At 70.3% G+C, this 20,053-nt stretch carries 19 protein-coding genes and 1 tRNA gene; 14 read left to right on the top strand and 6 right to left on the bottom strand.

The genetic code is table 11. From position 1 onward, the window contains the following. Positions 1-108: 108 nt before the first annotated feature. Positions 109-762 carry a DUF3159 domain-containing protein gene (locus G5C66_RS01090; protein ID WP_165108849.1) on the top strand — a complete coding sequence of 218 codons (654 nt, stop codon included), beginning with the start codon at positions 109-111 and terminating at the stop codon, positions 760-762. Here the strand turns inward: G5C66_RS01090 and G5C66_RS01085 are convergent. After that, positions 744-1,613: a LysR family transcriptional regulator gene (locus G5C66_RS01085; RefSeq protein ID WP_165108847.1), complete on the bottom strand. Its 870-nt coding sequence runs from the start codon at positions 1,611-1,613 to the stop codon at positions 744-746. The two genes, G5C66_RS01090 and G5C66_RS01085, sit on opposite strands and share 19 nt — an antisense overlap. A gap of 101 nt (positions 1,614-1,714) precedes the next feature. On the opposite strand from G5C66_RS01085, the gene G5C66_RS01080 reads away from it, so the two are divergent. Beyond that, positions 1,715-2,068, top strand: a complete 354-nt coding sequence (locus tag G5C66_RS01080) for a nuclear transport factor 2 family protein (RefSeq protein WP_165108845.1) — start codon at positions 1,715-1,717, stop codon at positions 2,066-2,068. Here the strand turns inward: G5C66_RS01080 and G5C66_RS01075 are convergent. Then, positions 2,065-2,871 (bottom strand): alpha/beta fold hydrolase, encoded by an 807-nt coding sequence (locus G5C66_RS01075; protein ID WP_165108843.1) that lies wholly within the window; start codon positions 2,869-2,871, stop codon positions 2,065-2,067. The two genes, G5C66_RS01080 and G5C66_RS01075, sit on opposite strands and share 4 nt — an antisense overlap. A gap of 193 nt (positions 2,872-3,064) precedes the next feature. Here G5C66_RS01075 and G5C66_RS01070 point away from each other — a divergent pair, with 193 nt between their 5' ends. From G5C66_RS01070 to G5C66_RS01030, 9 genes are all read left to right on the top strand, one after another. Continuing rightward, a complete protein-coding gene (locus G5C66_RS01070) occupies positions 3,065-4,516 on the top strand; it encodes an amino acid carrier protein (RefSeq protein ID WP_165108841.1) in 1,452 nt (483 codons plus the stop codon). A gap of 60 nt (positions 4,517-4,576) precedes the next feature. After that, the gene (locus tag G5C66_RS01065; protein ID WP_165108839.1) at positions 4,577-5,476 is read left to right on the top strand and encodes a dihydrodipicolinate synthase family protein; all 900 of its coding nucleotides are present in this window, start codon (positions 4,577-4,579) and stop codon (positions 5,474-5,476) included. Next, positions 5,376-7,016, top strand: a complete 1,641-nt coding sequence (locus tag G5C66_RS01060) for an aldehyde dehydrogenase (NADP(+)) (protein ID WP_338144026.1) — start codon at positions 5,376-5,378, stop codon at positions 7,014-7,016. Before G5C66_RS01065 ends, G5C66_RS01060 begins: the two co-directional genes overlap by 101 nt. Beyond that, positions 7,013-8,014, top strand: a complete 1,002-nt coding sequence (locus G5C66_RS01055) for a proline racemase family protein (RefSeq protein WP_165108836.1) — start codon at positions 7,013-7,015, stop codon at positions 8,012-8,014. Before G5C66_RS01060 ends, G5C66_RS01055 begins: the two co-directional genes overlap by 4 nt. 2 nt (positions 8,015-8,016) lie before the next feature. Next, complete coding sequence (locus G5C66_RS01050) at positions 8,017-9,174, top strand: NAD(P)/FAD-dependent oxidoreductase (protein WP_165108834.1); 1,158 nt, start codon at positions 8,017-8,019, stop codon at positions 9,172-9,174. Then, positions 9,171-9,446: a (2Fe-2S)-binding protein gene (locus G5C66_RS01045; RefSeq protein WP_165108832.1), complete on the top strand. Its 276-nt coding sequence runs from the start codon at positions 9,171-9,173 to the stop codon at positions 9,444-9,446. Before G5C66_RS01050 ends, G5C66_RS01045 begins: the two co-directional genes overlap by 4 nt. After that, positions 9,439-10,893, top strand: coding sequence for an FAD-dependent oxidoreductase (locus tag G5C66_RS26685; protein WP_165108830.1), 1,455 nt, complete (start codon positions 9,439-9,441; stop codon positions 10,891-10,893). The genes G5C66_RS01045 and G5C66_RS26685 overlap by 8 nt, the downstream gene beginning before the upstream one ends. Before the next feature lie 43 nt (positions 10,894-10,936). Continuing rightward, the gene (locus G5C66_RS01035) at positions 10,937-11,611 is read left to right on the top strand and encodes a GntR family transcriptional regulator (protein ID WP_165109281.1); all 675 of its coding nucleotides are present in this window, start codon (positions 10,937-10,939) and stop codon (positions 11,609-11,611) included. A gap of 161 nt (positions 11,612-11,772) precedes the next feature. Further along, a tRNA-Val gene (locus G5C66_RS01030) sits at positions 11,773-11,847 on the top strand. Positions 11,848-11,929: 82 nt separating this feature from the next. On the opposite strand, the gene catC is transcribed toward G5C66_RS01030, so the two are convergent. The 4 genes from catC to G5C66_RS01010 are packed head-to-tail and all read right to left on the bottom strand — an operon-like array spanning position 11,930 to position 15,151. Beyond that, positions 11,930-12,226: a muconolactone Delta-isomerase gene (gene catC, locus G5C66_RS01025; RefSeq protein ID WP_165108828.1), complete on the bottom strand. Its 297-nt coding sequence runs from the start codon at positions 12,224-12,226 to the stop codon at positions 11,930-11,932. After that, positions 12,226-13,101 carry a catechol 1,2-dioxygenase gene (gene catA, locus G5C66_RS01020; protein ID WP_165108826.1) on the bottom strand — a complete coding sequence of 292 codons (876 nt, stop codon included), beginning with the start codon at positions 13,099-13,101 and terminating at the stop codon, positions 12,226-12,228. The genes catC and catA overlap by 1 nt, the downstream gene beginning before the upstream one ends. A 38-nt stretch (positions 13,102-13,139) precedes the next feature. Beyond that, positions 13,140-14,243: a mandelate racemase/muconate lactonizing enzyme family protein gene (locus G5C66_RS01015; RefSeq protein WP_165108824.1), complete on the bottom strand. Its 1,104-nt coding sequence runs from the start codon at positions 14,241-14,243 to the stop codon at positions 13,140-13,142. Beyond that, positions 14,240-15,151, bottom strand: coding sequence for a LysR substrate-binding domain-containing protein (locus G5C66_RS01010; protein WP_165108822.1), 912 nt, complete (start codon positions 15,149-15,151; stop codon positions 14,240-14,242). Before G5C66_RS01010 ends, G5C66_RS01015 begins: the two co-directional genes overlap by 4 nt. Positions 15,152-15,344: 193 nt before the next feature. Here G5C66_RS01010 and benA point away from each other — a divergent pair, with 193 nt between their 5' ends. Genes benA through benC form a run of 3 tightly spaced genes read left to right on the top strand, consistent with a single transcriptional unit; the run spans position 15,345 to position 20,010 of the window. Beyond that, entirely contained in the window at positions 15,345-16,712 is a 1,368-nt protein-coding gene (benA, locus tag G5C66_RS01005; protein WP_165108820.1) for a benzoate 1,2-dioxygenase large subunit, read from the top strand. A 2-nt stretch (positions 16,713-16,714) separates the two neighbouring features. Beyond that, positions 16,715-17,242, top strand: a complete 528-nt coding sequence (gene benB / locus G5C66_RS01000; protein ID WP_165108819.1) for a benzoate 1,2-dioxygenase small subunit — start codon at positions 16,715-16,717, stop codon at positions 17,240-17,242. A gap of 8 nt (positions 17,243-17,250) precedes the next feature. Further along, positions 17,251-20,010: a benzoate 1,2-dioxygenase electron transfer component BenC gene (gene benC, locus G5C66_RS00995; RefSeq protein ID WP_165108817.1), complete on the top strand. Its 2,760-nt coding sequence runs from the start codon at positions 17,251-17,253 to the stop codon at positions 20,008-20,010. Positions 20,011-20,053: the final 43 nt, after the last annotated feature.

Genomic DNA, 20,053 nt, shown 5'->3' with positions numbered 1-20,053 from the left:
TGCCGAGGCGTCGGCCCCGCAGGCCGAGGCGTCACCCGCGTCGGCCGAGGCGTCACTTCCGCCGACCGAGACGTCACCCTGCTTGTTGGTAAGGCTACCCTTACTCGCGTGACGACGACCGACCGCCGCGACGACGACGCCGAGACCCTCGCCGACCTCCTCGGAGGGGCCCGCGGCGCGATCGACGCGACCGTCCCGCCGGTCGCGTTTGTGGCCGGCTGGCTGGTCAGCGGCGAGATGTGGGTGGCGACCGCGGTCGCGCTCGGTCTGGCCGCGTTCGTGGCCGTCTGGCAGTGGCGCAAGGGCCGCAAGCCGCGCGCCGTGCTGCTGGGCGTGGCCGGGGTCGCGGTCGCGGCGATGATCGCGCTGCGTACCGGGCGGGCGGAGGACTTCTTCGTGGTCCAGCTCGCGGTCAACGCGGCCAGCGCCCTGGTGTGGGTGGTCAGCATCGCGTTCCGCTGGCCGCTGCTCGGCGTGGTCGTGGGGCTGATCCTGCGCCAGCGCGGCGCCTGGCGCCGTGACCCCGTCCTGCTGCGCGGCTACGCGCTGGCGAGCTGGGTGTGGGTCTGTCAGTACGTCATCCGGGTCGCGATCTTCGGGCCGCTGTGGTGGTCCGGCGACGTGGTCGCCCTGGCGATCGCCCGGGTGGCGCTCAGCTGGCCGCTGGTCGCGTTGTGCCTGGTGGTGAGCTGGTTCGTGCTGCGCCGTTCGCTGCCCGCCGACCACCCCGGGCTGCGTCACCCTCAGGTCAGCGCCGCCTGAAGCAGCTCGTAGAGCCGGCGGGTGGCGCGCTGCTGGTCGCCCTCCCGGATCACCAGCGCCAGCCCGGCGCGCACGTCCGCGTCCACGATCGGGGTCGCGACCAGATCGGTCCCCGCCACCATCGACTCGGCGAGCACGCAGACCCCCAGCCCGCGGGCGGTGAGCCCGAGCAGCGTCTCCGGGTTGGATCCCGACAGGTCGACCTTCGCGGCCACGCCTGCCCGGGCGCAGGACGTCTCCAGCGCCGTCCGTACGCCGGTCCCCGGCGGGATGCACAGCACCGTCTCCTCGTGGAGGTCGGCGAGCCGCACCCGGGCGCCGGCGAGCCGATGCCCGGCCGGTGTGATCACCGCGAGCCGCTCGTCGCTGACCGACTCCGTGGCCAGGCCGTCGAGGACAGGGCCGGCGTGGGAGATCAGGCCCAGGTCGAGCTCGCCGGCGACCGTACGTTGCTGGAGCCGGTCGGAGGTGTCCTCGACGAGCTCGACGCTGACGCCGGGATGCTCCCGGTGAAAGGTGGCGACGGCGTCGAGGAAGCCGGGGATCGTGCAGCCGGCGATCATCCCGAGACGTACGTGCCCATGGATCAGGTCGCTCAGCTCATCGGCGCTCTGCCGCACGCCCTCGATCGCGCGGATCGCCTCGCGGGCGCGGGGGAGGAGCGTCTCGCCGGCATGGGTGAGCCGTACGTTGCGTGGGCCCCGGACGAGCAGGTCGTGGCCGAGCTCGCGCTCGAGCTTGGCCAGCTGGGCGCTGATGCCCGACTGGCTGACGTGCAGCCGCTGCGCCGCGGCCGTGAACGAGCCGTGGTCGACGACGGCGACGAAATAACGGAGCTGTCCGATTTCCATAAGCAATGATGCTAGCAAGCAGCAGAACTATCTGTTTGAGTGTTCACAGGATCCGGGCCAGGCTGGGTGGCGAAAGCCCAACGACCCAAGGAGAGATCCCGATGACCGCAACCGCTGCCGAGCTCGCCGAGGCGTACTTCACCTCCTGGCAGGACCGCGACTTCACCCGCCTGCGCTCGCTGCTGGCTGATGACGTGAGCTTCGCCGGCCCGCTCGCCACGATCGAGGGCGCCGACGGCTGCATCGCCGGCCTGGAGGGGATGGCGCAGGTGCTCGACAAGATCGAGGTGAAGGAGCGGCTCTCCGACGGGCCGAGCGTGATCACCTGGTTCGACCTGCACACCACCGTCGCCGAGCCCGCCCCCACCGCCAACTGGATGCGCGTCGAGGACGGGCTGATCACCGAGATCCGGGTCGCCTTCGACCCGCGCGCGATCCTGGCGGCTCGCGGCTAGGCGACTTGGTCGCGCGGCTTCGTCCGGGCGGTCTCGCGGATGACCTCGGCCACCAGGTCGGGGTCATCGTTCATCGGTACGTGGCCGCAGCCCGGCAGCCACCGGTGGTTCGCATGCGGGAGGCGTCGTGCAGCCACCTTCGCCTGGTAGGGGAGCAGGGTGAGGTCGCGTGTTGCCCAGGCGATCGTGGTGGGGACCTCGGGCTCGGGCGGCCCGGGGTAGTCGTAGCGGTAGACGCCGCTGAAGAACGTCTTGATCCCCTCCCGCGAGGCGACCATGTTGGCCGTGTCGGCGGCCGCGACAACCGGGTCGATCCGCTCGGGGTGGGCGAAGAAGCAGCTCATCGTGACCGTACGCGCCACCCGTGACTGCAGCACCGTCCCCGCCACCGGCGCCAGCGGCCGCGCGATCGCCTGGATGCCGGCGAACAGGCCGCGCACGTAGAGGTAGTCGACGCGGTTCATCCAGAACCCGGCGGGGGAGAGCGCCGTCACCGTGCGTGCGTGCCCGGCGTCGCCCATCTCCAGCGCGAGCAGTCCGCCGAGGCTGTTGCCGGCGACGTGCGGCCGCTCGATCCCGAGCTCGGCCCGAAGCGCGTGCAGCTCCTCGGTCACCGCCTCCCGCACCGTACGTCCCGCCAGGTCGAACTCCGGCGACTCGCCGTGTCCCGGCAGATCGATCGTGATCACCTCGAACTCGTCGGCCAGCCGCTCCACCACGCCCGCCCACGCCTGCCTGCGGTGCGCGATGCCGTGGATCAGGAGCAGCGGCTCCCCGCTGCCGGTCCGTTCGTACGCGAGCATCCTCGCTCCTTCGGATTGCCTCTGGGTGTCGTACCGATGGTCGGGAGCCTACGTCGCCGAGGTGTCGAGCGGCGTGACCCGGTGCGCAGGAACGCGTGACCTCGCAGATCAGGGTTGTGCAAGTGCAATGTCACACCGTAGTGTGCGATCGCTGTGACTGCCGTCACTTCTGCTGAGACTGAAAGAGGTAGCCGTGGATCTGCTTGTGAAGATCAACGAGTGGTTGTGGAACCCCTTGATCGTGTTGTCCCTGGGCCTGGGGCTCGTCCTGACCGTCCGTACCCGCGTGCTGCAGGTGCGACGTCTGCCGGACATGGTTCGGCAGCTGCGCGGGGGTAGCTCGACCGACGAGGGGATCTCGTCCTTCCAGGCGCTCGCGCTGACGTTGTCGAGCCGCATCGGTGTGGGCAACATCGCCGGCGTCGCGACCGCGATCTACGCGGGGGGACCGGGGGCGCTGTTCTGGATGGGGGTGATGGCCTTCCTCGGCGGCGCGACCGCCTTCGTCGAGTCGACGCTCGCGCAGATCTACAAGGAACGGGTCGACGGTCAGTTCCGTGGTGGGATCCCGTACTACCTCGAGAAGGCGCTGGGCCTGCGTTGGCTGGGCGTGATCGCGGCGGTCACGGCAGTGAGCCTGTACGCCGTGCTCGCGCCCGGCATCCAGTCGAACAACATCGCGGCGAGCTTCGAGGGCGCGTTCGGGGTTCCGACGTGGATCACCGGGCTCGTCATCGTCGCCGCTCTGGGATTCATCGTCCTCGGTGAGCGCAAGCGCATCGTCGGATTCGCCGACAAGGTGGTGCCGTTCATGGCGATCGCCTACATCGTCGCCGCTGTCGTGGTGCTGGCCGTGAACATCACCGCGCTGCCGGACGCGCTGCGACTGGTCGTGTCGAGCGCGCTCGGGGTCGACTCGGTCTTCGGGGGCATGGTCGGCGCGGCGATCGCCTGGGGCGTTCGCCGGGCGATGTTCTCGAACGTCGCCGGCGTGGGGGAGGGGACCTACGGCTCGGCTGCCGCCGACGTCTCGCACCCGGCCAAGCAGGGCCTGGTGCAGTGCTTCTCGATCTACGTCGACACCCTGATGGTCTGCATGGCGACCGGGTTCATGATCATCGTCACCGGCAGCTACAACGTCGCCACCGCGGACGGCGAGGTGGTCGTGAACCATCTCGACGGCGTCGAGGCCGGCCCTGCCTACACCCAGACGGCTCTGGACACGATCGGAGCCGGTGTCGGGGGACCGGTCGTGGCGATCGCGCTCGCGCTCTTCGCGTTCACGACGCTGGTCGCCTTCTACTACATCTGTGACACCAGCCTGACCTACCTGCTGCACGGCACCAACCGCGCGGCCAGCATGGTGCTCAAGCTCGCCCTGCTCGCGATGACGTTCTTCGGGTCCGTCCAGGCCGCCGACCTGATCTGGGCGATCGGCGATGTCGGGTATGCCAGCCTCGCCTGGGTCAACCTGGTCTGCCTGCTGTTCCTGCTCAAGCCTGCCCTCGTGGCGCTCCGTGACTACGACGAGCAGCGGCGAGCGGGCGTCGACCCGACCTTCGACCCCGTACGACTCGGAATCCGTCGCGCCGACTACTGGGTCGCCCGCCAGGCCGAGGCGACGAAGACCGGACACGCGCTGTGACCCTTGTGTGACAGTGCAATGTCACATAACATTCAAGCCACACTGGAACTAGGAGAACGCATGACGCACAAGCCCTGGCGCGGCATCACTGTCGCGACCGCCCTGCCCCTGACCGACGATCTGGCCGTCGACTTCGACGGATACGCGGAGCACGTCGCCTGGCTCGCCGAGAACGGCGTGGACGGTGTCGCCCCGAACGGGTCGCTCGGCGAGTACCACAACCTCACCGACGAGGAGCGCGCTCGCGTCGTCGAGATCGCGGTCGAGGCCTCGCCCGACGGGTTCGGCGTGATGCCGGGCGTGGCGGCGTACGGGTCGCAGGAGACGTGCCGCTGGATCGAGCAGGCCGCCTCCGCCGGCGCGCAGTCGGTGCTGCTGCTCCCGCCGAACGCCTACCGCGCAGATCGTGCGGCCGTGATCGAGCACTACCGCGCCGCGGCTGCGGTCGGGCTGCCCGTCGTGGCCTACAACAACCCCTACGACACCAAGGTCGACCTCACCCCTGACCTGCTCGCCGAGCTCCACGGGGAGGGCCTGATCGTCGCGGTGAAGGAGTTCACCGGAGACGTACGCCGCGCCTACGAGATCCGCGAGCTGGCACCGGAGCTGGACCTGCTGATCGGGTCCGACGACGTCCTCCTCGAGCTCGGCCTGGCCGGTGCGGTCGGGTGGATCGCCGGCTACACGAACGCCTTCCCGCGTGCGTGCAAGGAGCTCTACGACCTGGCCACCTCCGGGCGCGCCGAGGGCATCGAGAAGGCCCTGCCGATCTACCGCGACCTGCACCCGCTGCTGCGCTGGGACTCCAAGACGGAGTTCGTGCAGGCGATCAAGCTGTCCATGGACATCGCCGGGCGTCGTGGCGGTCCGTGCCGACCGCCTCGGCTCCCGCTCGCTCCGGAGACCGCCGAGCGCGTCACCGCGGACACCAAGGCCGCGATCAGCAAGGGCTTCAACTGATCTCCCCGGGTCTGCCGTTCCGACCCGGTCGGAACGGCAGACCCACCCCGCCGACCTCAGAGGAGAATCGAGAGTCATGGAACTGACAGACGTCGCCCGCGAACGGCTCGTCGCCGACGCGGTGCGTGCCGGCGAGATCTGGGCGCAGACGTCGCCCGTGGATCGCGCCACCGTGCTGGGCGCGGTCGCCGACGCGCTCGACGCGGCTGCCGACAGCCTGGTCCCGATCGCGATCACCGAGACGCATCTGCCCGAGCCGCGGTTGCGAGGGGAGCTGACACGGACCACCTTCCAGCTCCGGCTGCTGGCCGAGTCCGCTGCCGCGGGGGAGCACCTCGACGTCCGGATCGACCACGCCGACGCAGACTGGCCGATGGGCGCACCTCGTCCGGATCTGCGGCGTACGGCCGTGCCCCTTGGGCCGGTGATCGTGTTCGCCGCCTCGAACTTCCCGTTCGCGTTCAGCGTCGCCGGCGGCGACACCGCATCTGCGCTCGCGGCCGGATGCCCGGTCATCCTCAAAGCCCATGGCGGTCATCCCGAGCTGTCGCTCGCGACCGCGAAGGTCGTCACCGACGCGCTGCGGGACGCGGGCGCACCGGACGGGCTGTTCGCCCTGGTCGAGGAGGCGTCCGACGCGCGGGCGATCCTGACGCACCCGGAGATCAAGGCCGGCGCCTTCACCGGCTCGATCCCCGCCGGACGTACGCTGTTCGACCTCGCCCAGGCCCGGGCCGAGCCGATCCCGTTCTACGGTGAGCTCGGCAGCGTGAACCCGGTCTTCGTCACGGAGCGGGCGGCGAACCAGCGACCCCAGGAGATCACCGACGGGTTCCTGGCATCGTTCACGCTCGGCGCCGGGCAGTTCTGCACCAAGCCCGGCGTGCTCCTCGCGCCGGCCGGCTCCGACCTGGTCGAGCGGCTGGGCGCCGCGGCCCTTCCAGCGGCGGCACCGCTGCTCAACGACCGGATCGTGGCCGGTCACCGCGAGGTGCTCGACGAGCTCCTCCGGCATCCTGGGGTGACTGCGCTCGTGGGCGGAGACGAGGAACCGGCCGATCCGCCCGCACCGGTCCTGCTCGCGACGACGGCCGACGTCCTCCTCGAAGACGTCGACGGCATCCTGACGGAGTGCTTCGGGCCGACGGCGGTCGTGGTGACGTACCGCGACGAGAAGCAGCTGCTCGAGGTCGCCCGCGCCCTCGACGGTCAGCTCACCGCGACGATCGCGGGTGAGACCGACGACGCGATCGTCCCCGAGCTGGCCGCCACCCTCGCCCGCAAGGCCGGCCGGGTCCTGTGGAACCAGTGGCCGACCGGTGTCTCGGTGACCCACGCCCAGCAGCACGGTGGTCCCTACCCGGCCACCACCGCTCCGGGCACCACCTCGGTGGGCACCGCGGCCCTGAGCCGCTTCGTCCGCCCCGTCGCCTGGCAGGGTTTCCCTGACACGCTGCTTCCCGACGAGCTCCGTGACACGCCGCACCACCCGATCGCCCGGCGCATCGACGGCCGGCTCATCCCAGGAGGGACCGCATGAGAACCACCCGCGTCATCCACGCCGTCGACTCCCACACCGAGGGGATGCCGACCCGCGTCGTCACCGGCGGGGTCGGCGTCTTCCCCGGCGCCACGATGGCCGAGCGGCGGCAGTGGTTCATCGAGAACAACGACGAGCTGCGTACGTTCCTGATGTGCGAGCCCCGCGGTCATGCGTCGATGAGCGGCAGCATCCTGCAGCCGCCGACCCGCCCCGACGCCGACTTCGGTGTGCTCTTCATCGAGGTCAGCGGGCTGCTCCCGATGTGCGGCCACGGCACCATCGGCACCGCGACGGTCCTGGTGGAGACCGGGATGGTGCCGGTCGTCGAACCGGTCACCACGGTCCGGTTGGACACGCCCGCGGGCCTGGTGGTGGCCGACGTCGCGGTGGAGGACGGGCACGCCCGGTCGGTGACGATCAGGAACGTCCCGTCGTTCGTGCTCGGGCTCGATCAGAGCGTCGAGGTCCCGGCGTACGGAAGCGTCGGCTACGACATGGCCTTCGGCGGCAACTTCTACGCCGTGGTCGACCTGGAGAAGCTCGGGCTCCCGTTCGAGCGCGCGGCCAAGAACCAGCTGCTCGAGGCCGGACTGGCGATCATGGACGCGATCAACGAGCAGAACCGCCCGCAGCACCCGGAGCGACCCGACATCTCCGGCTGTCACCACGTCTACCTGAAAGCCCCGGGATCGACGGCGCAGCACTCGCGGCACGCGATGGCGATCCACCCCGGCTGGTTCGACCGGTCGCCCTGCGGGACCGGCACCAGCGCCCGGATGGCGCAGCTGTACGCCCGCGGCGAGCTCGCGCTCGGCACCGACTTCGTCAACGAGTCCTTCATCGGCACCACCTTCACCGGGCGACTCGTGGAGACGACCGAGGTCGGCGGCATCGAGGCGGTCGTCCCGACGATCACGGGCAGGGCCTGGGTCACCGGGACGGCGCAGTACATGCTCGACCCCGACGACCCGTTCCCGGCCGGATTCGAGCTGTGACGATGCCCGGTACGCATCCGGACGTCGTCGTCATCGGCGCCGGCGCGCTGGGGGCCGCGACCGCCTGGTTCGCGACGCGTGCCGGCCTCACGGTCGAGGTCGTCGAGCGAGGCTCGATCGTCAGCGGCACCACCAGCGCCTGCGAGGGAAACCTGCTGGTCTCCGACAAGGAGGCCGGCCCCGAGCTCGACCTCGCCCTGCTCTCGCACCAGCTGTGGCGCGGCGAGCTGGGCGAGTTCGGCGGGCTGTGGGAGTTCGAGGAGAAGGGCGGTCTGGTGGTCGCGGCGACCGCGGGCGGCATGGCGGGCCTGACGGAGCTGACCGAGCGGCAGCGCGCTGCCGGCATCGACGTACGCGAGGTCGCGGCCGACGAGATCCACGACTTCGAACCACATCTGACCCCCGATCTGGCCGGCGCCGCGTTCTATCCCCAGGACTGCCAGGTCCAGCCCATGCTCATGGCGGCGCACCTGCTCCGGCTGGCCCGCGAGCTGGGCGCACGCGTACGCACCGGCACCACGGTCACCGGGTTCCTCCGCGACGGCGATCGCGTCACCGGGGTCCGCACCGACCGTGGTGACATCGCCGCGGGGCACGTCGTCAACGCCGCCGGGACCTGGGCGGGGGAGCTGGCTGCCCTCGCCGGCGTCGAGGTGCCGGTCCTGCCACGGCGCGGCTTCATCCTGGTGACCGAACCGCTGCCGCCGACGGTCTTCCACAAGGTCTACGCCGGTGAGTACGTCGCCAGCACGCAGAGCTCCGACGAAGGCCTGCAGACCTCCACCGTCATCGAGGGCACGCGTGCCGGGACCGTGCTGATCGGGTCGTCCCGCGAGCGTGTCGGCTTCGACCGAACCGTCTCGCTGCCGGCGCTGCGGGAGATCGCCGGCAAGGCGCTGGCGCTCTACCCCGGCCTGGCGCCGGTCGCCCTGATGCGTACCTATCTCGGCTTCCGGCCCTACTGCCCCGACCACCTCCCGGTGATCGGCACCGACCCGCGCGCGCCCGGCCTGGCCCACGTCGCCGGGCACGAGGGCGCCGGCATCGGGCTCTCCGTGGGCAGCGCCAAGCTCCTGGTCGAGGCGATGACAGGAGCGACTCCGACGATCGACATCACGCCGTTCCGCCCCGAACGGTTCAGCCTCCAGGAGGTGTCATGACCGACCAGGTGAGCCTCACCTTCGACGGTGTCGCCATCACCGCAGCCGCCGGCCAGAGCGTCGGCGCCGCGCTCACCGACGCCGGGATCCGATCCTGGCGGAGCACTCGCCGCGGCGGCCGTCCGCGCGGCCTCTTCTGCGGGATCGGCGTCTGCTTCGACTGCCTGGTGACCGTCGACGGACGCCCGAACCAGCGTGCCTGCCTGGTGCCGGTCCGCGACGGGATGCGCCTCGAGAGCGGCGGACTGAGGGAGGTGGACGCGCGTGGTTGAGTTCGACCTCGCCGTGGTCGGGGCGGGCCCTGCCGGGCTGAGCGCGGCCGTCACCGCCGCCGAGCACGGCCTGCGGGTCGCCTTGGTCGACGCCGGTACGCAGCCCGGTGGTCAGTTCTGGCGGCACCCCGACGAGCAGCACCCGCGTCCGGACGAGGGCCGGGGCCAGCACCTGTGGTCGCGCTTCACGGACCTGCGCGCCAGGCTGCACGGACTGGAGTCCGCGGCCGCGACGACCGGACGCATCGAGCTGGTCTCCGGTCACCAGGTGTGGTTCGTGGAGCCTGCCGGAGAGGGTTTTGCGCTCCACCTGACCGCGGTCCATGGCGAGACCCGGCTGCCGCGGGTCCGTGCCGCCGCGTTGGTGCTGTGCCCAGGCGGCTACGACCGGCAGCTGCCGGTCCCCGGGTGGGAGCTGCCGGGCGTGATGGCCGCTGGTGGCGTACAGGCGCTGTTGAAGGCACACAGGAGCGTGGCCGGGCGGCGTGCGGTGGTCGCCGGCACCGGTCCGTTCCTGCTGCCGGTCGCCACCGGTCTGGCCGAAGCGGGCGCCGAGGTCGTCGCGATCTGCGAGGCCGGCTCGCTCTCCGGGTGGGCGCGGCGTCCGATCGACGCCGCGGCGGTGCCGTCGAAGGCGCTCGAGGCGGTCGAGTACGCCGCGCTGCTCGCGAAGCACCGCATCCCCTACCGGATGCGCACCGTGGTCACCGCGATCCACGGTGAGACCGAGGTCGGCGCGGTCAGTGTCGGACGGCTGGATCGCAGCGGCCGGCTGCGGACCGACGTCAGCCTCCCCGACCTCGACGTCGACCTGGTCGCCTTCGGGTGGGGCTTCACCCCGTCGCTCGAGCTGATCACCGCCGTCGGCGCGTCGACGCGCGTGGACGTCGACGAGTCGCTGGTCGCGAACGTCGACGACTGGCAGCGCACCGATGTCCCCGGCGCGTACGTCGCGGGGGAGGCGACCGGGGTCGGGGGAGCGCTGCTCGCGATCGCCGAAGGCGAGCTCGCCGCCCTGGCGGCGAGCCGCGACGCCGGACGCCCCGTCTCCGAGGCGTCGGTGCGGCGCCTGCAGCGGCAGATCGCCCGTGGACGCAGGTTCGCGGCCGCGATGCATCGAGCCCACCCTGTTCCTGCCGGATGGCAGGACTGGCTCCGGCAGGACACCACCGTCTGTCGGTGCGAGGAGACGACCCTCGGTGAGATCTGCGATGCCAGGCGAGAGCTCGGCGCCACGGATGCCCGCACGGTCAAGCTGCTGGCACGCCCAGGGATGGGCTGGTGTCAGGGCAGGGTCTGCGGCTTCGCCGCGGCGAAGCTGGCGAAACCGGTCGGCGAGGCGCTGACGACGTCGGACCTGGCGCCACTGGCCAAGCGTACGTTTGCAGCGCCCGTGTCCCTGGAGACCCTCGCCACCGCCCCGACCGAGAGCGACGGTGCCACGTGACATGACAATGACGCATAAGATCGCACTGTCCGGTGATCAGGAGATGACAGTGTCGGTGCACATCACGAATCTGCAGCAGCTCGAGAAGGTCAGCCTGCGCGAACGAGTCTCGCGGGCGCTCCGCGCCGCGATCGTGTCCGGCGAGCTCGAGCCGGGGGAGGTCTACTCCGCTCCGGCGCTCGGCGCCAAGTTCGGTGTCTCCGCGACCCCGGTGCGTGAGGCGATGCTCGACCTGGTGCGCGAGAACCTCGTCACGACCGTGCCGAACAAGGGCTACCGCATCACCACCGTGGGGGAAGCGGACCTGGACGACATCACCGAGCTGCGGATGTTGATCGAACCTCCGCTGGCGGCCAAGGTCACCGCGGAGATCCCGGCCGAGGACATGCCGAAGCTGCGGGACCTGGCGCGCGCGATCGTCGATGGTGCTCTTGCCGGCGACCTGGTGGCCTACACCGATGCCGACCACGCCTTCCACCTCCAGCTCCTGGCCTATGTCGGGAACGCCCGGGTCAGCGCGCTGATCGCCGATCTCCGGGCGCACACCCGGCTCTACGGCCTGTCCTCCCTCGACGGCAGCGAGCTCGAGGAATCCGCGCGCGAGCACGACCTCATCCTCGACGCGATCGAGGCGAACGACCCGCAGGAGGTCGAGCGCCTGATGCAGGCCCACATCAGCCAGACCCGGGGCCGCTGGGCACGCCCCGAAGGTTCCTGACGTCGCATCTGCCCGTCCGCGGCAGCGAGCATGTCCGACGTCGGGGCCCGGCGAGGCGGCCTGGGCGCAGCGGATCGTGCGCAGGGGAGTGGCGAATGTGAACGGAGAGGTGGGATGCGGTAGTGTTTCGGCAGCAGCGAGCCGCTCCGGCGGCAGCGAATGCGTGATTGGCGCAGTGGTAGCGCACTTCGTTCACACCGAAGGGGTCACTGGTTCGAACCCAGTATCACGCACCAGCCGACAAGCCCCGCCTGACCTGGTGGTTCACCAGTTCAGACGGGGCTTTCGTGTTGTCGAGATGAATCTGCCGGCGGGACTCTAGTGCTGTTCCAACGGCCCATCGACCTTCGACGGATGCTTGGCCAGCGGCGTGACCTGAACGTCCATGTAGGGGAACAGCGGGAGGCCGGAGAGGATCTGGTGCAGCTCGTCGTGGGACTCGACATCGAAGACCGAGAAGTTGGCGTACTCCCCGGCGATCCGCCACAGGTGCGGCCACTTGCCGGCGAGCTGGAGCTCCTGGGCGTAGGCCTTCTCGCGGGCGATGGTGTCGTCGCGGACGTCCGGATCCAGGTCGTGCGGGATCCGGACGTCCATGCGTACGTGGTAGAGCATCAGCCGCGGACCGGGTCGAGGACGAAGCCGTAGTCGACGCTGACCGAGCCGTCGTCGTTGGTGACGGGCGCGAGCACGAGCTCGGGCTTGACCGCCGAGGCGATGTCGTCGTCGTTGTGCTCGTCACCGGGGAAGTAGAGCTGGGCGGTGAGGAGCTCGTGGCCCGGGGCGGACACCTTGACGTGCAGGTGGGCGGGACGCCAGGCGTGCCAGCCGGCGGCGGCGATGAGCTTGCCGCAGGAGCCGTCGGTCGGGATCTGGTAGGGCGCCGGCTGGATCGTGTGGATCTCGAAGGCGCCGTCGGCGCCGACGGTGAAGGTGCCGCGCAGGTTCCACTCCGGGATGCCCGGGGCGAACTGGGAGTAGAAGCCGTCGGCGTCGGCGTGCCAGAGCTCGACCTTGGCGCCGTCGAGCGGGGTGCCGTCGGTGGAGGTGATCTTCCCGGTCCAGGTCAGCGGCGTGCCGGCCTCGCCGTCGCGCATCGGGATGGTGCCGTTGGCACCCTGCTCGGGGGCGTTGGGGACGTAGTAGGGACCCTCGATGGTGCCCTTGTTGCCCTCGCGGTGCTCGGTGGCGACCTTCTCGATCTCGTGCTCGACCCAGACGTCGAGGAAGAGCGGCCACTCGCCGTCCTTGCCGACCTGGATCAGCCACGCCTTGAGCGCGTTGTACTCGTCGTAGCTGACCTTCTCCTCGCGGATCGTGTCGTAGACGGCGTTGAGCACGCGCTTGGCGAGCCGGTCGACGCGCTCCGGCGAGGTGTCCTTGACGGCCTCGAAGGGCGACTTGTCGGCGGCGAACCGCTCGGTGGCGGAAGCGCCCGAGGCAGCGGCGGTGGCGGCTTCGGTGGGCTCGAGGGTCTGGTCGGTGGTCATGAGTGTGTCCTCTCGTGTTGCGGTGTGGGGTCTGGTGTTCAGTTGTCGGTGCGGTAGCGATCCAGCTTCTCCGGATCGATCTCGACCCCGAGGCCGGCACCAGGACGTACGGCGAGCTCGCCGTCGCGGATCTCGAGCGGCTCGGTGAGCAGGTCATCGGCCATGTCGAGGAAGTTGGAGAGCTCGCCGGCGCGGCGGGAGGTCAGCCGGTGGGCGGCGCCGAAGGCGAGCGTGCAGGCGGTGCCGAGCTGGCCGTCGATCTGGTTGCCCATCACGACCTCCAGCCCGAGGCCCTCGGCGAGGTGGAGCACCTGCTGCGACCCGGTGAAGCCGGTACGCGCGGTCTTGATGCTGATGGCGGTCGCGGAGCCGCCGAGCACCTCGCGGGTGACGTCGGCCGCCGTCGGCACCGACTCGTCGGCGATGAACGGCACGTCGATCTGGCTGACCAGCCAGCGGCGCCCGAGCACGTCGTCGGCCGGGTTGAGCTCCTCGGCGAACAGCAGGTCCAGGTCGGCCATCTGCCTCATCGCCCGCGCGGACTCGGCCGCGGTCCAGCCGCGGTTGCCGTCGACGTACAGCTCGATCTTGTCGCCGAACCGTTCGCGCAGGGCGCGGACGACGGCGGTGTCGAGCTCGCTGGGGGAGCGGCCGACCTTCACCTTGAACGTCGAGATCCCGTACGTCTCCCGCATCCGCTCCGCCTCGGCGACCATCGCCTCGGGCGAGTCGAAGCCGAGCATGTGCGAGACCCGCATCCGGTCGGTGAAGGCGCCGAGGAGGTCGACGACCCGCAGGTCGAGGGTCTTGCCGAGGGCGTCCCACATGGCCATGTCGACCGCGGCCTTCGCGGTCGGGTTGCCGACGGTGCGCTCCATCAGCGCCCGGGCGGACTCGCGCTCGAGCAGCGTGAGCCCGGCGAGCTGCGGGGCGAAGAGCTGGTCGATCACGGCGATGATCCCGGCCTGGGTCTCGCCGTAGGTGAACGGCCGCGGCGGCGCCTCGGCGATGCCGACGACACCGTCGTCGGTGTGGACCCGGACCAGCACGTGCCGGGCGGTGTGGACCTCGCCGGAGGCGAAGCGCAGCGGCTTGCGGTAGGGGATGGCGAACGGGATCGCCTCGATCTTGGTGATCTTCATGACCGGGGAGCTTCCAGACGGGGTGCGGTGAACAGGTCGGCTGCCTCGAGGACCTCGATGACGGCGTCGACGACGGGGTTGTCGTCGTCGGTGCGGTAGGCGAGGGAGAGCTCGACGCTGCCCGCGTCGAGCAGGTCGCGGAAGACCACGCCCTCCAGCGGCAGGGCCCGGACCGAGGCGGGGACGACCGCGACGCCGAGGCCTGCGGCGACCAGCGCCAGCAGGACCGCGGTGCTCGGGGCGTCGTGCTCGCGGCGCGGCACGAACCCGGCCTCACGGCAGCTGCGCAGGACGGCCTCGTTGACCGCGGAGTCGCGGGCGCTGTAGCCGATGAAAGGCTCGGTGCGCAGGTCGGCGAGCGCCACCACCGGCTCGACGGCGAGCCGGTGGTCGACCGGGATGGCGAGGGCGAGCGGCTCGACCTCGAGGGTGCGCAGCGTCAGGCCCTCGCCGACCGCCGGCGGTCGCAGTACGCCGAGATCGAGCGCCCCGCTCTGCAGCCGCTCGCACTGGGCCGGCGTGAGCAGGTCGGCGTGGATCTCGAGCGCCACCTCGGGCAGCTCGCGCTTGACCACCCGGGCGATGCCCGGAAGGTGCGAGAACGAGGCGGTGCCGGTCAGGCCCAGGCGGACCAGGCCGTGGCGGCCGGCCCCGATGCGGCGTACGCCTCGGACGCTGTCGTCGATGGCCGACAGCACCCGGGTGGCCTCGGTGCGCAGGAACTCGCCGGCGGGGGTGAGGGAGACCTGGCGGGTGGTCCGGGTGAACAGGGTGACGTCGAGCTCGGACTCGAGCTGGCGGATCGCCTGGGAGAGCGCCGGCTGGGCGATGTGCAGCTGCGCCGCGGCCTGGCCGAAGTGGCAGGTCTCGGCGACGGCGGCGAAGTACCGCAGGTGGCGTAGCTCCATGAAACGCTCCTCACGAGGTGGTGATGCCCGCCACACTAGGACTGCGATAGATAAACAACAAGGACGAAACTGGCGCGTATTGATTGATCTGAGCGATCAATGGATGCCTAGGTCGGGACTGGGCATTCGCCTGGTGTGACGGTCGCCACGTCTTGCGAAGGTGTGGTGACCGTCACCCGTTGGAGGCATCACCATGACCGCACCGCTCACCGAGAGCCTGGGCCACATCGAGAACGTCCTGGCGGACGCCGTGGTCGAGGACCGCGAGGCCGGGATCTACCGCGCCAACCGCCGGATCTTCACCGACGAAGAGATCTTCGAGCTGGAGATGAAGCACATCTTCGAGGGCAACTGGATCTACCTCGCTCACGAGAGCCAGGTGCCGAACCCCGGCGACTACTTCACCACGTACATCGGGCGCCAGCCGGTCGTGATCACCCGCGACAAGGACGGCGAGCTGCACTGCATGATCAACGCCTGCGCCCACCGCGGCGCGATGCTGTGCCGCCGCAAGACCGACAACCGGATGACCCTGACCTGCCCGTTCCACGGCTGGACGTTCCGCAACGACGGCACCCTGCTCAAGGTCAAGGACCCCGACGACGCCGGCTACCCGGAGAGCTTCAACACCGAGGGCTCCCACAACCTGACCCACGTGGCCCGCTTCGACAGCTACCGGGGCTTCCTGTTCGGCTCGCTCAACGAGGACGTGCTCCCGCTGGACGAGCACCTCGGCGACACCGTCAAGGTCATCGACATGCTCGTCGACCAGTCGCCCGACGGGCTCGAGGTGCTGCGCGGCGCCTCGACCTACACCTACGACGGCAACTGGAAGGTCCAGGCGGAGAACGGCGCCGACGGCTACCACGTCACCGCCACCCACTGGAACTACGCCGCCACGACCTCGCGCCGCAACACCGGCGAGTCGAAGAACACCACCAAGACCGTCGACGCCGGCAGCTGGGGCAAGGCCGGCGGCGGCTACTGGTCCTACCCGAACGGCCACCTGTGCCTGTGGACCTGGGCGGCCAACCCGGCCGACCGGCCGCTGTGGGACCAGATGGACACCCTCAAGGAGAAGTTCGGCGAGGCAAAGGGCGAGTTCATGGTCAAGGGCTCCCGCAACCTGCTGCTCTACCCGAACGTGTACCTGATGGACCAGTTCTCGACCCAGATCCGGCACTTCCGCCCGATCTCCGTCGACAAGACCGAGGTGACCATCTACTGCATCGCCCCCAAGGGCGATAGCCCGGAGTCGAGGGCCTGGCGGATCCGGCAGTACGAGGACTTCTTCAACGCCTCCGGCATGGCCACGCCCGACGACCTGGAGGAGTTCCGCTCCTGCTACGTGACGTACCAGGCCTCCGCCGCGCCGTGGAACGACATGAGCCGCGGCGCCGAGCACTGGCTCACCGGGCCCGACGAGGTCGCCGAGGCGCTGGACATGCCGGGTGTCATCTCGGCCGGCGCGAAGAACGAGGACGAGGGCCTCTACCCGGTCATGCACGCCCAGTGGGCCGACCAGATGCGTACGGCCATCGCGAACGAGAAGGGGAAGTGACGATGACGCTCACGCAGCAGAACACCGCGACCGGGACGAAGCTCATCACGCAGAACTCGATCGAGCAGTTCCTCTACCGCGAGGCGCGCTTCCTCGACGACCGCGAGTTCGAGAAGTGGCTCGAGTGCTACGCCGACGACGTCGTCTACTGGATGCCCTGCTGGGACGACGCCGACCTCCTCACCGAGGACCCGCAGACCGAGATGTCGCTCATCTACTACCCCAACAAGGGTGGTCTGGAGGACCGCGTCTTCCGGATCCGTACGGAGCGGTCCTCGGCCACCTCGCTGCCGGAGCCGCGTACGTCCCACAACATCAGCAACGTCGAGGTCATCGAGCGCCGCGGCGACCTGGTCGACGTGCGCTTCAACTGGCACACCATGTACTTCCGCTACAAGACCGTCGACCCCTACTACGGCACGTCGTTCTACACCATCGACTTCTCCGGTGAGCAGCCGCTGATCCGCCGCAAGACCGTGGTGCTGAAGAACGACTACATCCACCACGTCGTCGACATCTACCACGTCTGAGGCGCGCGATGACTGCAACAGAGACCGAGCCGACCACCGGGGTCGCGACCCACCAGGTCGCGCTGTCCTTCGAGGACGGCGTGACCCGGTTCATCACCGTGCGTGAGGACCAGACCGTCGCCGACGCCTCCTACCGGCAGCGGATCAACATCCCGCTGGACTGCCGCGACGGCGCCTGCGGGACGTGCAAGGCGCTGTGTGAGTCGGGGGAGTACGACGGCGGCGCCTACATCGAGGACGCGCTGTCCGAGGCGGAGGCCGCCGAGGGGTACGCCCTGCCGTGCTCGATGAAGCCGCGCTCGGACCTCACGCTGCAGATCGCCACCACCTCCGAGGTCGCCAAGACCGGGGCCGCGAGCTACACCGGCACCGTCGTCGGCCTGGACCGGCTGAGCCCGACCACGGTCGAGCTCTCCATCGACATCCCCAACCGGGGCGAGCTCGCCTTCCTGCCCGGGCAGTACGTCAACATCGCCGTCCCGGGCACCGACGTCACCCGCTCGTACTCCTTCGCGAACGCCCCGCACGAGGAGCGGCTCGTCTTCCTGGTCAAGCTGACCGACGGCGGTGCGATGTCGACCTGGCTGACCGAGCGGGCCGCCGTCGGCGACGAGGTCACCTTCACCGGGCCGAACGGCTCCTTCTTCCTGCGCGAGGCGCGCCGGCCGGTGCTGATGCTGGCCGGCGGCACCGGGCTCGCGCCGGTGCTCTCGATGCTGCGCCAGCTCGAGGTCGACGGCTGCGACCGCGGCGGCCGGCTGGTCTACGGCGTCAGCACCCACGACGACCTGGTCAAGCTCGACGAGGTCGGAGAGCTGATCGCGAGGATCCCCGGCTTCACCTGGGACCACTGCGTCTCCGACCCCGCCTCGACCGCCGCCAACAAGGGCTACGTGATGAGCCTGATCGGCGAGGAGGACCTGCACGACGGCGACGTCGCGATCTACCTCTGCGGCCCGCCCCCGATGGTCGAGGCGGTGCGTACGCACGTCGCCGGCGCCGGCATCGAGCCCACCGGGTTCTACTACGAGAAGTTCGCCCTCGCCGTCCCTGCCGATGAGGCCCCGACCCCCGTCGGTCGAGCCGCGAGCGCCAGCGAGCGTGTCGAGACCAACACAGTCTCGGCGCTGATCGAGTCCCCAGAGGCGCGAACCATTGGCGGGCAGGAGGTGTTCGCGGTCGACGACTCTGTTGGTCTCGACACGCCTTCGCCTAGCGGCTCCGGCGGCTCGACCGACGATGGCGACCGGATTCGCCGCATCGCCGGTCAGCTGGTACTTCCTCCGCTGGTCGAGCCCGGACACGCAGTGGCCGGTGTCGAGACCAACACGGTCGAGGACCTGATCGAGTCTCCCAAGGCGCGAGCCATTGGCGGGCAGGAGGTGTTCGCGGTTGACGACTCTGTTGGTCTCGACAGGCCTCCGCCTAGCGGCTCCGGCGGCTCGACCAGCGGGGGAGCCGGCTCGACCAGCGGGGGCGGAGATACCACCGAGGATGGCTACACGATCGGGGAGGAGCACCCGGACATCTCCGCGTCCGACGCGATCTTCGAGGCGCGGGCGGCGCTGGAGGTGGGGGCGCTCGATCTGACCATCGGGCGGCTCGACTCCCAGCAGCTGGCCGGCTACCGGCTGCTCGCCGAGTCGACCCTGCCGTACGTCGACGGCGACTGGTTCCTCGACGCCCACGGCTACACCGAGTCGAACGCGGCCTTCCACGACTACCTGTTCACCCTCACCGGCAACGGCCATCTGCTGGCCGCCTACCAGGCGCTCGGGGTCAAGGGCCGGATGGAGGACGTGCTGCGCAACGCCACCTGGTGCCACCCGCGGTGCACCCAGGACCACCTCGACATCGTCGAGGCCTTCGAGCGCGGCGACCGGAACGCCGCACGCGACCTGATCAAGGCCCACAGCGAGCGGTCCAAGGAGACGATGCGGCGGGCGATGGCCGAGTCGGCCGCCGCGACCAGGCCGAGGTTCATCACCCCGGGGCGGTTCGCCGGGCAGGTCGTGGTGGTCACCGGGGCTGCCCAGGGCATCGGTGCCCAGGTGGCCCGCCGGGTGGCCGCCGAGGGCGGCAAGGTCGTGCTCGCCGACCGGTCCCCGCTGGTCGCCGAGGTCACCGACGAGCTCACCGGCCAGGGCGGCACCGCCAGCGCGGTGGAGTGCGACCTCGAGCACTACGAGGGCGCGGCCGCGCTGGTGGAGCAGGCTCTGGCCGCGTACGGGCGGATCGACGTGCTGATCAACAACGTCGGCGGGGCGATCAACTTCAAGCCGTTCACGGAGTTCACCGCCGAGCAGATCGACGCCGAGATCACCCGGTCGCTGATGACCACCCTCTACGCGTGCCGGGCCGCGCTGCCGGGCATGGTCGAGCGCGGCCGCGGCGTGATCGTCAACGTGTCCTCGGCCGCGACCCGGGGCATCCACCGGATCCCGTACTCCGCCGCGAAGGGTGGGATCAACGCGATCACCGCCTCCCTCGCGCTCGAGTATGCCGGTGCCGGCATCCGGGTCGCCGCGACCGCGCCGGGAGGCACCGAGGCGCCCCCGCGAAGGATCTCCCGGGGCACACCGACGCCCCGGACCGACACCGAGAAGGCATGGTTCCAGGCCCACATCGATCAGACCCTCGAGACCTCACTGATGCATCGCTACGGCACGCTCGACGAGCAGGCCGCCGCGATCTGCTTCCTCGCCTCCGAGGAGGCCTCCTACATCACCGGCACGGTCCTGCCCGTCGCCGGCGGTGACCTCGGCTGAGCCACCAGGTTCCTCTCTCGGGGCCGTCCCTCCCTTCGCGAGT

The sequence above is a fragment of the Nocardioides turkmenicus genome (genome assembly GCF_011045035.1).
Classification (GTDB): domain Bacteria; phylum Actinomycetota; class Actinomycetes; order Propionibacteriales; family Nocardioidaceae; genus Nocardioides; species Nocardioides turkmenicus.
Note: the sequence above shows the minus strand (reverse complement) of the source record. Positions and strands in the feature narration are given on the sequence as shown.